This is a genomic window from Pandoraea commovens (genome assembly GCF_024704525.1).
Classification (GTDB): Bacteria; Pseudomonadota; Gammaproteobacteria; order Burkholderiales; family Burkholderiaceae; genus Pandoraea; species Pandoraea commovens.
This window is the reverse complement of record NZ_CP102780.1, coordinates 5,660,704-5,675,530: the sequence shown is the minus strand read 5'-3', so window position 1 is coordinate 5,675,530 and position 14,827 is coordinate 5,660,704. Positions and strand designations below refer to the sequence as shown.

General features: G+C 64.1%; 12 protein-coding genes. 8 read left to right on the top strand and 4 right to left on the bottom strand.

The annotated features are described in order from the left end of the window. Positions 1 to 75 precede the first annotated feature (75 nt). Complete coding sequence (locus NTU39_RS25550) at positions 76 to 1,383, top strand: solute carrier family 23 protein (protein ID WP_150663570.1); 1,308 nt, start codon at positions 76 to 78, stop codon at positions 1,381 to 1,383. 54 nt (positions 1,384 to 1,437) lie between these two features. On the opposite strand, the gene NTU39_RS25545 is transcribed toward NTU39_RS25550, so the two are convergent. Beyond that, positions 1,438 to 2,361, bottom strand: a complete 924-nt coding sequence (locus NTU39_RS25545; protein ID WP_257958844.1) for a LysR substrate-binding domain-containing protein — start codon at positions 2,359 to 2,361, stop codon at positions 1,438 to 1,440. A gap of 338 nt (positions 2,362 to 2,699) precedes the next feature. On the opposite strand from NTU39_RS25545, the gene NTU39_RS25540 reads away from it, so the two are divergent. From NTU39_RS25540 to NTU39_RS25525, 4 genes are all read left to right on the top strand, one after another. Continuing rightward, complete coding sequence (locus tag NTU39_RS25540; protein ID WP_150663568.1) at positions 2,700 to 4,361, top strand: DEAD/DEAH box helicase; 1,662 nt, start codon at positions 2,700 to 2,702, stop codon at positions 4,359 to 4,361. Positions 4,362 to 4,595: 234 nt separating this feature from the next. Continuing rightward, complete coding sequence (panS, locus tag NTU39_RS25535; protein WP_150663567.1) at positions 4,596 to 5,549, top strand: ketopantoate/pantoate/pantothenate transporter PanS; 954 nt, start codon at positions 4,596 to 4,598, stop codon at positions 5,547 to 5,549. A 298-nt stretch (positions 5,550 to 5,847) separates the two neighbouring features. Beyond that, positions 5,848 to 6,408 carry a DapH/DapD/GlmU-related protein gene (locus NTU39_RS25530; RefSeq protein WP_039393831.1) on the top strand — a complete coding sequence of 187 codons (561 nt, stop codon included), beginning with the start codon at positions 5,848 to 5,850 and terminating at the stop codon, positions 6,406 to 6,408. Positions 6,409 to 6,480: 72 nt separating this feature from the next. Continuing rightward, complete coding sequence (locus NTU39_RS25525; RefSeq protein ID WP_373275340.1) at positions 6,481 to 7,263, top strand: peptidylprolyl isomerase; 783 nt, start codon at positions 6,481 to 6,483, stop codon at positions 7,261 to 7,263. Between the two features lie 122 nt (positions 7,264 to 7,385). On the opposite strand, the gene NTU39_RS25520 is transcribed toward NTU39_RS25525, so the two are convergent. Continuing rightward, complete coding sequence (locus NTU39_RS25520; RefSeq protein ID WP_150664157.1) at positions 7,386 to 8,183, bottom strand: class I SAM-dependent methyltransferase; 798 nt, start codon at positions 8,181 to 8,183, stop codon at positions 7,386 to 7,388. A gap of 180 nt (positions 8,184 to 8,363) precedes the next feature. Between NTU39_RS25520 and NTU39_RS25515 the strand changes: the two genes are divergently transcribed. After that, a complete protein-coding gene (locus tag NTU39_RS25515; protein ID WP_150663565.1) occupies positions 8,364 to 9,221 on the top strand; it encodes a helix-turn-helix transcriptional regulator in 858 nt (285 codons plus the stop codon). A 45-nt stretch (positions 9,222 to 9,266) separates the two neighbouring features. On the opposite strand, the gene crcB is transcribed toward NTU39_RS25515, so the two are convergent. Together crcB and NTU39_RS25505 are read right to left on the bottom strand one after the other, a co-directional pair. Continuing rightward, the gene (gene crcB / locus NTU39_RS25510; protein ID WP_150663564.1) at positions 9,267 to 9,665 is read right to left on the bottom strand and encodes a fluoride efflux transporter CrcB; all 399 of its coding nucleotides are present in this window, start codon (positions 9,663 to 9,665) and stop codon (positions 9,267 to 9,269) included. 114 nt (positions 9,666 to 9,779) lie between these two features. After that, a complete protein-coding gene (locus NTU39_RS25505) occupies positions 9,780 to 10,469 on the bottom strand; it encodes an orotate phosphoribosyltransferase (protein ID WP_039393823.1) in 690 nt (229 codons plus the stop codon). Between the two features lie 387 nt (positions 10,470 to 10,856). Here NTU39_RS25505 and NTU39_RS25500 point away from each other — a divergent pair, with 387 nt between their 5' ends. Both NTU39_RS25500 and NTU39_RS25495 read left to right on the top strand, forming a co-directional pair. Next, entirely contained in the window at positions 10,857 to 12,104 is a 1,248-nt protein-coding gene (locus NTU39_RS25500; protein ID WP_150663563.1) for an MFS transporter, read from the top strand. A 337-nt stretch (positions 12,105 to 12,441) separates the two neighbouring features. Then, a complete protein-coding gene (locus tag NTU39_RS25495) occupies positions 12,442 to 14,721 on the top strand; it encodes an NADP-dependent malic enzyme (protein ID WP_150663562.1) in 2,280 nt (759 codons plus the stop codon). Positions 14,722 to 14,827 lie beyond the last annotated feature (106 nt).

Below are 14,827 nucleotides of genomic sequence, written 5' to 3'. Positions count from 1 at the left end.
CACTTAGCGTGTTTGGCGTGTGATGCGCACGGTAGGGACCACACGATACGGCATGACACACAGGAGAAGATCGATATGGCCGAGGGTTACTTTCCGAAGTGGCAATCGCAGGACACCGCCTCGGGGCGCGTGATTGCCCCCGATGAGCGTCTGCCGTGGCCGCAGACCATCGCGATGGGCGTGCAGCACGTGGTCGCCATGTTCGGCTCGACCGTGCTGGCCCCGTTGCTCATGGGCTTCGATCCGAATCTCGCGATCTTCATGTCGGGTATCGGCACGTTGCTGTTCTTCGTGCTCGTCGGCGGACGCGTGCCCAGTTATCTCGGCTCCAGCTTCGCGTTCATCGGTCTGGTCATTTCGGTGACGGGCTATGCGGGCAGCGGCCCGAACCTGAACATTCCCGTCGCGCTCGGCGGGATCATTGCGTGCGGGGTGCTCTACGCCATCATCGGGCTGATCGTGATGGTCGTCGGCACACGCTGGATCGAAGCGCTCATGCCGCCGGTCGTGACGGGGGCGGTCGTCGCGGTGATCGGCCTGAACCTCGCCCCGGTCGCGGTCAAGGGCGTCTCGGCCACCAGCTTCGACACGTGGATGGCACTGGCGACGGTGTTGTGCGTAGGTCTCGTGGCCGTGTTCGCGCGCGGCATGGTGCAGCGTCTGCTGATTCTGGTCGGCCTGCTGCTCGCCTACGTGCTCTACGCCGTGCTGACGAACGGCATGGGACTCGGTAAGCCCATCGACTTCGCTGTCGTGGCCAACGCCGCGTGGTTCGGTCTGCCGCATTTCGCCGCACCGGTGTTCAAGCCGGAAGCGATGGTGCTGCTCGCACCCATCGCCATCATTCTGGTGGCTGAGAATCTGGGGCACATCAAGGCCGTGAGCGCCATGACGGGACAGAACCTCGACCGTTACATGGGGCGCGCATTCCTTGGCGACGGGCTGGCGACCATCGTGTCGGGCAGCGTCGGCGGCACGGGCGTGACGACGTATGCCGAGAACATCGGCGTGATGGCCGTGACGAAGATCTACTCGACGCTGGTGTTCGCGGTCGCGGCGGTGCTGGCACTGGTGCTGGGCTTCTCGCCGAAGTTCGGCGCAGTGATCCAGACGATTCCGGGGCCGGTGCTGGGTGGCGTATCGATTGTGGTGTTCGGTCTGATTACGGTGGCTGGCGCGCGCATCTGGGTGCAGAACAAGGTCGACTTCTCGGACAATCGCAACCTGATCGTCGCGGCAGTGACGCTGGTGCTGGGCGCGGGCGACTTCACGCTGAAGTTCGGAAGCTTCTCGCTGGGCGGCATCGGTTGCGCGACGTTCGGCGCGATCATTCTGTACGCCTTGCTGCGCGGACGCGGTGCGTCGCGCCCGGCGGCGATGTAACGGTTCACCCTACGCCTGTGAGTACCGGGGCGTGAGACTAAAGCGGCACGACAATTACGTCGTGCCGTTTTTGTTTGTGTGGTTGGTGTCGACGGGCGGCGCTTGCAAGTGATCGAGCAACTGGCGTGCGTAGACGGGCAGAGCGTCGCGCTCGCGCATGCACAGCACCAGCGTGCGCAGCGCCCACGGGTCGACCAGCGGCACGATGCCGATGTCCAGTACGGCGGCTGAGCGATGGGCGGCGCTCAACGGGACGATGCCCAGCGCAGCGCCCGTCGCCACCGCACGGCACAGGCTGTCGAAGTCGCGCAGCCGCAGGCGGTAGTGCAGGGCGCGTCCCGCGCGTCTGGCATGACCGTCGATGTGTTCGGCCAACGCGCTCTGCGCGGGTAGACCGATGAACTCCGCATCGAGCACGTCGGCAAACGCCACGCCTTCGTGTGCTGCCAGCGCATGTCCCGGCGGCGTAACGATCACCAGACGGTCCTGCCGGAACGGCACCGTCTCCAGCCCCGTCAGCTCGATCCAGTCGGATACCACGCCGATGTCCGCTGCGCCTTCGAGTACGGCCTGCACGACGGCGGGACTTGTCTGTTCGCGCAAGGCGATTTCCACGTTGGGATGCTCGGTGAGGAACGCGCCCAGCAGATCGGGCAGGAATTCGGACATGGCGACCGTGTTCGACGCGATGCGCACGTTGCCCTTGAGGCCAGCGGCGTACTCGCCGAGTTCGCCACGCATCTGCTCGATTTGAAGCAGCACGCGTCGAGCGTGCGCAAGCAGGGCGCGTCCGGCGGGCGTGGGCACGACGCCCTGAGGATGGCGCATGAACAACGCAACGTCCAGCGTCTCTTCAAGGCCGCGAATGCGGGCGCTGGCGGAGGCCAGTGTGAGATGTGCGCGCTCGGCGCCGCCGGTGATGCTGCCGGCTTCGGCCACCAGGAGGCAAAGACGCAGATCGGTCAGGTCAAATCGCATGAGAGATACACGAGATGGGCACGAGATGGACAGGCGCTGGGCACGGATGCAGGACGGTGTGCCATCAGTGTAGCGGTTCGTCCGGGCGCGATGTCGACTGACTTGGGCAAGGGCGCATGGTAAACTACGCGCTTTCAAGACACGGCCGTACCCGCGACGGTCTCGCCCGCCAAGCCCCAGAGTTTCATCCGCTGGCGGGTCGTCTTGCTGGCGTCTTCAGACGCGTCGCCCGGATGAGCGCGATGCGTGTCGCACGCCCACGCGGGCATTCCATCAAGAACAAACAACATCGATACGCGCGGGGACACACATCGTGGAGTCCGCGCATTGGTCTTTATATGTCTTTTGAAACGCTCGGCCTGTCGGCCGACATCTTGCGTGCGGTAGCCGATCTCGGTTACACGCAGCCGACCCCGATTCAACTGCAAGCGATTCCGGCCGTTCTGCAAGGCGGCGATCTTCTCGCCGGTGCACAGACCGGAACCGGTAAGACGGCAGGCTTCACGCTGCCTATCCTGCAAATGCTCTCGTCGCGTTCGCAACCGGCTGCCGCCAACGGCAAGCGTAAGGTGCGCGCTCTCGTGCTGACCCCCACGCGCGAGTTGGCCGCTCAGGTCGAAGAGAGCGTCACGCAATACGGTAAGTACCTGCGTCTGACCTCCATGACCGTGTTCGGCGGCGTGTCGATGGTGCCGCAGGTCAAGCAACTCGCACGCGGCGTCGACATCCTCGTTGCCACGCCGGGCCGTTTGCTCGACCACATGCAACAGAAGACGGTCGATCTGTCCGGCGTCGAAATTCTCGTGCTCGACGAAGCGGATCGCATGCTCGACATGGGCTTCATTCGCGATATCCGTCGTGTGCTGGCCGTGCTGCCCGCACAACGCCAGAACCTGCTCTTCTCGGCAACGTTCTCCGACGAAATCAAACAGTTGGCCGACGGCTTGCTTAAGTCGCCCGCGCTGATCGAAGTCGCGCGTCGCAACACTACGGCCGAGACCGTCGACCAGAAGATCTATCCGGTCGACCGCGATCGCAAACGCGAACTGCTCGAACACCTCGTGCGCGAGCACAACTGGTTTCAGGTGCTGGTCTTCACGCGCACCAAGCACGGTGCGAACCGTCTGGCCGAGCAACTGACGAAGGGCGGCATTCCCGCACTCGCCATTCACGGCAACAAGAGTCAGGGTGCACGCACGCGTGCGCTCGCCGAGTTCAAGAGCGGCACGCTGCAAGTGCTGGTCGCCACCGATATCGCGGCGCGCGGTATCGACATCGACCAACTGCCGCATGTCGTGAACTTCGATCTGCCGGAAGTGGCGGAAGACTACGTGCACCGCATCGGCCGTACGGGTCGTGCAGGCGCGAACGGTGAAGCCGTCTCCCTCGTGTGCGTGGACGAGCATCAACTGCTCCAGCAAATCGAGCGTCTCATCAAGCGAACCATCGACCGCGAAGTCATTCCGGGCTTTGAGCCGGATCCGCACGCCGTCGCACAGCCGATTCGCAAGAATCAGCAGGGTAACGGTCGTGGCGCAGGTGGCGGCGGTGGTCGTGGCGGCCGCAATGGCGGTGGCGACGACGCGCGTCAAAGCGTACGTGCGCCTCGCGAATCTCGTGACGGTGGCCGTGGCGCGCGCCAGAGCGGTGAAGCAAAGCCGCGTCGCGAGGGCGAACGCAGCGGCCGTCAGGGCGGGAATGGTGGCAATGGTGGCAATGGCGGGAACGGTGGTAATGCTGGCAACAGCATCAACGTCGCGCAGTCCGCCGGACGCCGCGAACAGGCACCGAAGCGTCCGGGCAATCCGGGTGACGCTCAGCGCGCACCCGCGCGCGCCGCACAAGGTGGCGGCAATGGGCGTCAGGGACAGAACGCACCGCGCACGCAGAACGGCAGCGGTGGCGGCGAGCGCGGCGACTTCGGCCAGCGCGGTCCGCGTCCGGCGCGCCGCGACGGCGCCGGTGGCGCGCTGCTGATGGGCAAACCGAAGCGCGATTAAGCGCTTCGCCGGAGGCATCGACGATGTGCACGCAGCTCAACATTCCGGTGAATTTGAGCTGCGGCATGGGTCTGAGAGATGCCGCCCGGCAGCTTCGGCATGCATGCTCCGGCACGCACGCGAACGAGCGCAAAGACGCGCCTTCGCGAGTGCTGTCAGGTGACTCAGGGTCAGCCCCGACGGGTGCGCTGCGCAAAATAAGTAAAATATTAACTTTTTGCGCCCGAGACTCTCATGATCGCCCGTGTCACCCGGCTGTTCCCCTTGTGGGCCTTGCTGCTGTCCGTTTTCGCTTTCTTCTCGCCGGGCAGTTTCACCGGCATTACGCCGCATGTCACGGCACTGCTCACCGTGGTGATGTTTGCGATGGGCGTCACGCTGACGTTCGACGACTTCAAGCGTGTATTCACCCGTCCCGCCCCCATCGTTGCGGGTGTGGTGCTGCACTATCTGGTGATGCCGCTGGCCGCCTGGATCATTGCACGCGTGCTTCACATGCCCCCCGATCTGACGGCAGGCATGGTGCTTGTTGGCAGCGTAGCGAGCGGCACGGCATCGAATGTCATGATCTATCTCGCCCGCGGCGACGTTGCGCTGTCGGTCACCATCAGTGCCATGTCGACCCTCGTCGGCGTGTTCGCGACGCCGCTGCTCACGCGCTTGTACGTCGATGCCTCGATTGCTGTGGACGTCGAGGGTATGTTGTTGTCGATTCTTCAGATCGTGGCGCTGCCGATTGGCGCGGGTCTGCTCATCAATCACTTCTTCGGCCGCGTGGTGCGTGCCATCGAAGGTGTTCTCCCGCTGGTCTCGATGGTGGCGATCGTGCTCATCATCGGCGCCGTCGTCGGGGCGAATCAGGGCAACATTGCCACGGTGGGTCCGCTGGTCATGGTGGGCGTGATTCTGCACAACGGACTGGGGCTGCTCGGCGGTTACTGGGGCGGTCGTCTACTGGGCTTCGACGAATCGATCTGCCGCACGCTGGCCATCGAAGTCGGTATGCAGAACTCGGGTCTGGCCGCCACGCTCGGCAAGGTCTACTTCACGCCGCTGGCGGCATTGCCGGGGGCACTGTTCTCCGTTTGGCACAACCTCTCGGGCTCGCTGCTCGCGGGTTACTGGCGCGGTCGCCCGACGGGCACAGCCAACGACAACCAGGCGACGGCAACGCGTCCGACGCACTGAGTTTCGCATCGAGTTTTCTGCGTGCCGCACACCGGTGTGTGCAGCGCGCAACGGGAGTCCGCACCGTCATCGCGGACATTTGCCTTTCCGTCTCTCATCGCCTACAACTTCGATATACCGTTCGCGGCGGTGAGAGAGTCTGTAGCACGGCGCCCGTCCGTGTTTCCCTTCCCCCGCTCGCCCACAGGGCGTATTCCGGCGTGACCAGCGCCGACAGTCCGCATTGCGCGTATGGCTTTGTTGCGCGATGTGCTGTCGTGGTCCGGCGTACGAGCGAGCGGTCTGGAGTGACTCAAGCATGTTGCGAAAGAATCCGCGCGGGGATTACCCCGTGGTGCACGAAACGTCGTTCGTCGATCCCACGGCCATTTTGTGCGGCCAGATCATCGTGGGTGAGAACGTCTTCATCGGACCTTATGCGGTGCTTCGCGCCGACGAGGTCGACGAAGACGGCAAGATGGAGCCGGTCGTGATCGGCGCAAATTCCAATATTCAGGACGGGGTCGTGATCCATTCGAAAGACGGCGCACGCGTGACTATCGGCGAGAACACGTCCATCGCCCATCGCTCCATCGTGCATGGACCTTGCGTGATCGGTAACAACGTCTTCATCGGTTTCAATTCGGTGCTGTTCAACTGCGTCGTGCACGACGGCGTGGTGGTGCGACACAACAGCGTGATCGACGGGCGAGATATTCCTGAAAACTTCTACATTCCCTCGACCACACATATCAGCCGCGAGACCGATCTCGCGACCATCCCGAAGGTCACTGTCGATGCGCGCGAGTTCTCCGAATCGGTGAGCCGCACGAATGTGCAGCTCGCGCGCGCCTATCGTCGGATTCAGAACGAGTTTTGACGATAGGTGGCGACTCGCCAGCATGTTGCTGGCGAGTGCGCGGTGGCCATGAACGTTTTGTTGGAGTCCGTCATGTCTTTGAGTGTCAACGGTATTGTCATCGACGCACGCCGCGTCGCCGATGAGATCGATCAGCATCGGGACGCGGCCGATCCGGAAGCGGCGGCGCAACGTGCACTCGTGAGTCGCGAGTTGCTGCGCCAGCGGGCGCGCGATCTGCGCCTGCTGGCTGAGGACGCCGGGGCGAGCGACGACGCGGTCGTCGACGCGCTCTTCACACGCGACGTGCAGGTGCGTCATCCCACGGAAGCTGAGTGCCGGACCTACTTTCACGATCACGCCGGGCAGTTCCGCGTGGGCGACAAAGTGCAGGCGAGTCACATCCTGTTTGCCTTGTCGGCAGGCGTGCCGCTCTCCAGCACGCTGGGGCGCGCGCAGTCTGCGCTCGATGCCGTGCTCGCTGAGCCGACGTCGTTCGAAACCGTCGCGCAGGCGATGTCGGATTGTCCGTCGGGACGCAGTGGCGGCAGCCTCGGCATGCTCGCACGTGGCAGCGGCGCGCCGGAGTTCGAACTGGTGCTGTTCTGCGGCGACCGGCTGGGAGTGTTGCCGCGGCTGGTCAATACGCGTTACGGATTTCATGTCCTGCGTATCGAGCGTCGCGTGAAAGGCCGCATGCCGCCGTTCGAGCGCGTGGCCGACCGTATTGCCGCGCAGTTGTACGAGCAGGCGCGTGCGCGTGCGCTACGTCACTACGTGGCGTTGCTCGCAGACGCCGCCGAGATCAGCGGTGCGAACGACGAGAACAAAATGCAGGATTGGAACGAGGGTGAAGGACCGACACGCATGCAGTAATCGGCGCGGCATTAGGCGCATTACGCGCGTTAGGCGCAATGCATGCAAAAGGGCGCTGCCCGAGCTGACTTCGCGAACGAAGCAGCTCGGGCAGCGCCCTTTTTTGACGTCCTCCGTCGTCGTCAGCCGACGATCAGTTCGAGCGTGAGCGTGTCGAGCGTGAACGAACCGTCGTCCTGAATCTTGAAGTGCTGTCGTACGCCGTCCGCCATCGCCGTTTGCAGGGCGCGGATGGCCACTTGCATCGGTTCAGGCGTGCGCATGCGTGTCGTCCACGTCTTGAAGTCGAGGTCGAGCGTGCGCGGGGTGAGCGATGCCACCGAGAAGCCCGCGCCTGCCGCCATCGTCAGCCATTCGCCCGACGTGTAGTCGCGCACGTGTGAGGTGTCGCGCAGCACTTCCACCGCTTGCAGGTAGGTGTCGAACAACGGCTGTCCGCTGGAGGCGACATCGCAGATCACGACGCGGCCGCCCGGCTTGAGCACGCGGCGCATCTCGCGTAGTGCCGCACCGACGTCCGCCCAATGGTGCGCGCTGTAGCGGCTGAAAACGAGATCGAACGACGCGTCGGCGAACGGCAGCGATTCCGCTGCGCCGAGTTGCGTGTCGACGTTCGTCAGCCCGCGCTTGGCCGCTTCGCCCGCAACGACGCCGAGCATGTCCGCCGAGAGGTCATACGCCACGACACGGGCGACGTGCGGCGCGGTGAAGAAGCTCACGTGACCTGCGCCGCAACCCAGATCGAGGACTTGCGCATTCGGGTGCGCGCGGGCAATCGCGGCGAGTTGCTCCAGATCGGCGCCTTGCGCATGGTTGGCGCTCGTCAGATAGGCCGATGCCTGAGGGCCGAACTGGCCGGTGACGACGGCATTGTGCGCCTCATGCGAGGGGGTGGCTTTGGACCGGTGGGTGTCGCTCATGTTGCTCACGGGGAGTCTCCTTCGTCTGTGGGGCGGGGTGCAATCTGTCGCGTCTTGCTCGGCATGTTCCGTGTATTCCGTATGTACGGGGGGGCTTGCGCGACATCGATGGGTCTCACGATAATGGCTCACCGATACCGGTACAAGTTGCCTGTTTATCCTGGTATGAAAACTACCCCCATGCCCGCACCTTCCTCGCCTTCGGCCGAGCATACGCCGACTTCGCCCCACAACGACGATGCTCGCCAGCGTCGGGCGCTCGGTGACTTTCTGCGTGCCCATCGCGAACGACTGACGCCTGCCGCCGTCGGTCTTCCACCGATGGGCCGACGTCGCACGCCGGGGCTGCGCCGTGAGGAGGTCGCACAGTTATGCGGCTTGTCGTCGACCTGGTACACGTGGATCGAGCAGGCGAGGGAGGTATCGATCTCGGCGGGGGCACTGGCGGCTGTGGCGAGCGCGCTGCGGCTCTCGCGCGCCGAGCGGGCCTATCTGTTCGACCTCGCGGGCAAACGCGATCCGGAGCGGGGCGCAGCACCGCTGCCGCATCATGCGACGGCGCAAGTGCAAGCGGCGGTGGCGGCGGTGGCCGCACCTGCCTACGCGCTGGACCGCTGTTGGGATGTGCTCGCCTGGAACGCGGCGGCGGCCGACATCTTTCGTGGCTGGCTCGATGCGCCGGGCGTGTCAGGCGGTGCAGGGGCTGCTGGCACGAAGAACCTGCTGCGCTACATCTTCCTCGACGCGGGCGCGCGCACGTTGATTCAGGATTGGGAAAGCCGTGCGCGGCGCGTCGTTGCCGAGTTTCGTGCGGAGTGCAGCGCGTATCTGGACGACACGCCGGTGCGCGCGCTGACCGATGCGCTGCAACGGGAGAGCCCCGTGTTTGCGGCGCTGTGGTCGCAGCAGGACGTGGTGGAGCGCGAAGGCGGACGGCGTGGTTTCCATCACCCCGAGCGCGGTGACATCGATTTCGCGCAGGTGACGTTCCGGCTGTCGGGGCACGACGACGTCAAGTTGGTGATGTTGCTGGCGTGAGCCGCGACGCCGAAAGGCCGAGTCGACGCGTCGCCAATGCGTTGCTTAACCCGCCGGACGCAGCCACTGCACGAGCAGCGTGGCGGTCGCCATGCCGAGCAGCGTCATGACGAGCGAGCCGCCCACATGCACGACGACGACGAGCGACGCCCAGCCGATCTGGCCTTCGCGTAGCAACGTGGTGACTTCGGCGGAAAACGTCGAGAACGTGGTGAGGCCGCCGAGAAACCCGGTGACGACGAACAGCCGCCACTCGACGGGGATCGACGGAATGTAGCTGAACAGCGCAACGGCGATGCCGATGAGATAGCCGCCGCCGAGATTGGCGGTGAGGGTGCCGAGGGGAAGCGTCGGCAGGATGGCGTTGAGTTGCACGCTCAGTACCCAGCGCAGCAGCGCGCCGAGGGCAGCGCCAATGCTGATGGCGACGACCGAAGCCAGCATGTGTGATTCCTCCCGACCATCCCACAGAAAAAAAAACGGCCAGCTGTTTCGAGCTGACCGTCCTCGCCTCTCAAGCGAATACTGCGTGCGATGCCACTGACATGGCCAAAGGACTTAGTCCTTCGGGAACGACGTGGCGCCGCCGTGCGCGCCCGACCACTCGGCCGGTGCGTGCAGGAATTTCTCGACTTCGTCGAGCGTCTTCGTGTCGAAGTGGTTCTGCTGCTTCGCGACACGCAACACGTCCCACCACGTGGCGAGCGAGTGCAGCTCCACGTCGATGTCCTTCAGCACCTGACGGCTTTCCGGGAAGATGTCGTAGTGGAACACCACGAACACGTGGTTCACCTTCGCACCGGCTTCGCGCAGCGCCTTGCAGAAGTTGATCTTGCTGCGGCCGTCGGTCGTCAGATCTTCGACGAGCAGCACGCGCGAGCCTTCCGGCAGGTCGCCTTCGATCTGCGCATTGCGGCCGAAACCCTTCGGCTTTTTGCGGACGTACTGCATCGGCAGCATCAGCTTGTCGGCGATCCAGGCAGCGAACGGAATGCCTGCGGTTTCACCGCCAGCGACTGTGTCGAACTGCTCGCAGCCCACGTCCTGAATGATGACGGCCTCTGCGAAGTCCATCAGCGTACGGCGCACGCGCGGGTACGAGATCAGCTTGCGGCAGTCGGTGTAGACCGGGCTGGCCCAGCCCGAAGTGAAGATGTACGGCTTCTCGGCGTTGAAATGCACCGCGCCCACTTCGAGCAGGATCTTGGCGGTGATGTCGGAAATCGCCTGGCGGTCGATGCCAATCATGATGCGGTTCCTTAGCATAGCTGCCCGCCACGCGGCGTGCAGCCAGGAGTCGTTGATGAGTCAGCGGTGTGCCGCGCCCGATACCGCGCAAAACACGCTACGCAGATGAACAGCTTACTGCGGCGGGACACCGTCTGAGGCAGCGGGCGGCGCGTCTTGCGACGAACGGCCTGCGCTTAAACGCGAATTATGCCACAAGTTTCAGCAAATGCGAGGTCAATTATGCACTGAGCGTACATTCGTCGACGCACTAGTACGCACAGTGTGCGCGCACGGCGCATATGAGAAAGCGTCTCCGACAGATGTGTCCAAAAAAAGAGACAGTTGCCGAGCCTTTATGACAGGCATACACTCTCGCCGAAAATCAGACCCGTCCAGACCATTCCCATGCCCAACGATTCCTCGCCTTCCCTTGCCGCACCGGCCTCCGCCGTCGCGAAGCATGACACCGCTTACGCGAACCGCGCCCTGTGGGCTTCGGCCATCGGCTACGCCATGGACGGCTTCGATCTGCTGATCCTCGGCTTCATCCTCCCCGCCATCGCGGCCGATCTGGCGCTTTCCAGCGCGCAGTCCGGCGCGCTCGTGACGTGGACGCTCATCGGTGCGGTCGTCGGCGGCATCGTCTTCGGCATGCTTTCGGACCGCTACGGCCGCGTGCGCGTGCTCTCGTGGACGATTTTGCTGTTTGCGGTGTTCACCGGTCTGTGCTCGCTCGCGCAGGGCTACTGGGATCTGCTGGCGTACCGAACCATCGCCGGTATCGGTCTGGGCGGCGAGTTCGGCATCGGCATGGCGCTGGCGGCGGAAGCCTGCGCGCCGGAACGCCGTGCGCGCGCGTCGTCGTTCGTCGGTCTGGGCTGGCAGGCCGGGGTGCTGGCTGCCGCACTCCTCACGCCGCTGCTGCTGCCGGTCATCGGCTGGCGCGGCATGTTCGCCGTCGGTTTGCTGCCTGCGGTGGTGTCGTTCGTCATGCGTCGCACGCTGGGCGAGCCGGAGATGTTCCTCGCCCAACAGCAACAGCCGCGCGAACATGCGCCGCTCAAGCTGCTGGTGAAAGATGGTGCGACCACGCGCGCGAGCCTCGGCGTGGCGATCCTGTGTTCGGTGCAGAACTTCGGCTACTACGGCCTGATGATCTGGATGCCGTCGTATCTGTCGAAGACGTTCGGCTATTCGCTCACCAAGTCGGCCATGTGGACGGCTGTGACCGTGCTGGGCATGGCGTTCGGCATCTGGCTGTTCGGCCGTCTGGCCGATCGGTTCGGGCGTCGTCCGACGTTCATCGGCTATCAGATCGGCGCGGTCGTGATGGTGTTCGTCTACGCACAGCTTCAGTCCCAGTTCGCGCTGCTGATCGGCGGCGCGGTGATGGGCATGTTCGTGAACGGCATGATCGGTGGCTACGGCGCGCTGATTTCGGAGCTGTATCCGACGGCAGCGCGCGCCACGGCGCAAAACGTGCTGTTCAACATCGGCCGTGCGGTCGGCGGCTTCGGCCCGCTGACGGTCGGTGCGCTGGCGGCGGCGTACTCGTTCAAGATGGCGCTTGTGTTCCTTGCGGGCATCTATGTGCTCGACATTCTCGCGACGCTGTTCCTGATTCCGGAGCGTCGCGGCGAAGCGCTGCTGTAAGGCGCTCCGGCAGGCGATATTTCGTTCCCAGCCGCACGCCAGCCTTGCTGTGCGTGCGGCATCACGCTTGCGGCGCAAGGTGTACACTTTGCGTCCTGCGGTGAGCACCGGCCACCGCAAGTCCCACGGTCCGACGCGCGCGAGCGCGGTATTCAGGATCGGGGAAGCGATGGTCATCACGCCATTGCGCTGCGAAGAACCCCCGTCGACGACACAATCGCCGAATCCCTCCGGTTGGCTCTTCCCCCCGCCGTGATCCGTCAAAAGACGGCTGAGTCCAGACGCTGCCCGCATGCGGCACAGGCCCGGCCGTCGCCCAGTTCTTAGGTATCGAGATATGGATGAACAACTGAAACAAAGCGCCCTGGCGTACCACGAGAACCCGCGTCCGGGCAAAATCTCGGTGACGCCGACCAAGCCGCTGTCGAACCAGATCGATCTGTCGCTGGCTTACTCCCCCGGCGTCGCTTACGCCTGTGAAGCCATTGCGGAAGACCCCCTCGCCGCCAATCGCTACACGTCGCGCAGCAACCTCGTGGGCGTGATTACCAACGGTACGGCCGTGCTGGGTCTGGGCAACATCGGCCCGCTCGCCGCCAAGCCGGTCATGGAAGGCAAGGGCTGCCTGTTCAAGAAGTTCGCCGGTATCGACGTGTTCGACATCGAACTCGCCGAGCACGACCCGGACAAGCTGGTCGAAGCCATCGCCATGCTGGAGCCGACGCTGGGCGGCATCAACCTCGAAGACATCAAAGCGCCGGAGTGCTTCTACATCGAGAAGAAGCTGCGTGAGCGCATGAAGATTCCGGTCTTCCACGACGATCAGCACGGCACCGCCATCATCGCTTCGGCCGCTATCCTCAACGGCCTGAAGGTCGTCGGCAAGGACATCGCGAAGGTCAAGCTGGTTTGCTCGGGCGCAGGCGCTGCGGCCATCGCCTGTCTGGATCTGCTGGTGAACCTCGGCCTCAAGAAAGAGAACATTCTCGTTCTCGACTCGAAGGGCGTGATCCACACGGGGCGCGACAAGCTCGACGAGAGCAAGGCGCGTTATGCCGTGGCGACTGAAGCCCGTACGCTGGCCGACGCCAGCAACGGCGCAGACGTGTTCCTCGGCTGCTCGACCGCCGGCGTGCTGAGCGCCGACATGGTCAAGACGATGGGCACGAAGCCGCTGATTCTCGCGCTCGCCAACCCGGAGCCGGAAATCCGCCCGGAAATCGCCAAGGCTGCGCGTCCGGACTGCATCATCGCGACGGGCCGTTCGGACTACCCGAACCAGGTCAACAACGTGCTGTGCTTCCCGTTCATCTTCCGTGGCGCGCTCGACGTGGGTGCCACCACCATTACGGAAGAGATGAAGCTCGCCACCGTGCGTGCCATCGCCGAACTGGCGCAGGAAGAAGAGCAAAGCGAAGAAGTCGCGCGTGCCTATGAAGGCCAGTCGCTCGAATTCGGTCCGGAATACATCATTCCGAAGCCGTTCGATCCGCGTCTGATTATCAAGATCGCCCCGGCCGTGGCGCAAGCTGCAATGGATTCGGGGGTGGCCACGCGTCCGATCAAGGACATGGACGCCTACCGCGAACAACTCGGCACGACCGTGTATCGCACCGGTTTCATCATGCGTCCGGTGTTCGCTGCCGCGCGTGCCCGCTTCGGTAACGACGCTGCCCGCATCGTATTCGCCGAAGGCGAAGACGAGCGCGTGCTGCGCGCTGCGCAGTTCGTGCTGGCCGAGCGTATCGCCAAGCCGATCATCATCGGTCGTCCGGCCGTGGTGGAAATGCGTTTGCAGAAGATCGGCTCGAAGCTCAAGCCGGGTGTCGACTTCGAGATCGTGAATCCGGAAGACGACGCGCGCTATCAGCGCTGCTGGCAGGCGTATCACAACCTTGGCGCACGCCACGGTGTGACGCCGGAAGTCGCCAAGGCCGCCATGCGCAAGGACAACACCCTGATCGGTGCGATCCTCGTGCATCTGGGCGAAGCCGACGGCATGGTCTGCGGCATGATCGATACGTACCACCGCCATCTGGATGTGGTCGATCAGGTGCTGGGCCGTGCAGCGGGCGTCGAGAACTACGCGGCGATGAACCTGCTGATGCTGGAGAACCGCAACCTGTTCATCAGCGACACGTACGTGAACGAAGTGCCGACGTCGGAACAGCTCGCCGAAATGACCGTGCTGGCCGCGAAGGAAATCGAGCGCTTCGGCATCGCCCCCAAGGTGGCGCTGCTCTCGAACTCGAACTTCGGCAGCGTGAAGTCGGCATCGGCTCAGCGCATGGCTCGCGCCGCCGAATTGCTGGCCGCACGTGCACCGTCGCTGGAAGTGGACGGCGAAATGCACGGCGACGCCGCGCTGTCGGAGACGATCCGTCGCGCTGCTTACCCGGCATCGCGTCTGTCGGGTGAAGCGAACCTGCTCGTCATGCCGAACGTGGAAGCGGCCAACATCACGTACAACCTGCTCAAGATGACGGGCGGCGAAGGTGTGACGGTGGGTCCGTTCCTGCTGGGCTGCGCCAAGCCGGTTCACATCCTGACGCCCGCCGCGACCGTGCGCCGCATCATCAACATGACGGCCGTCGCTGCGGCGAACGTCACGCGTTGATGCTGGGCTGATGGAGGCATCCGCCGGTGGATCACCGGTGAACGTCACCGTCGGACACGCATAAAAAAATCCCGCCAGTCGCTTACGCGCTGGCGGGATTTTTTAT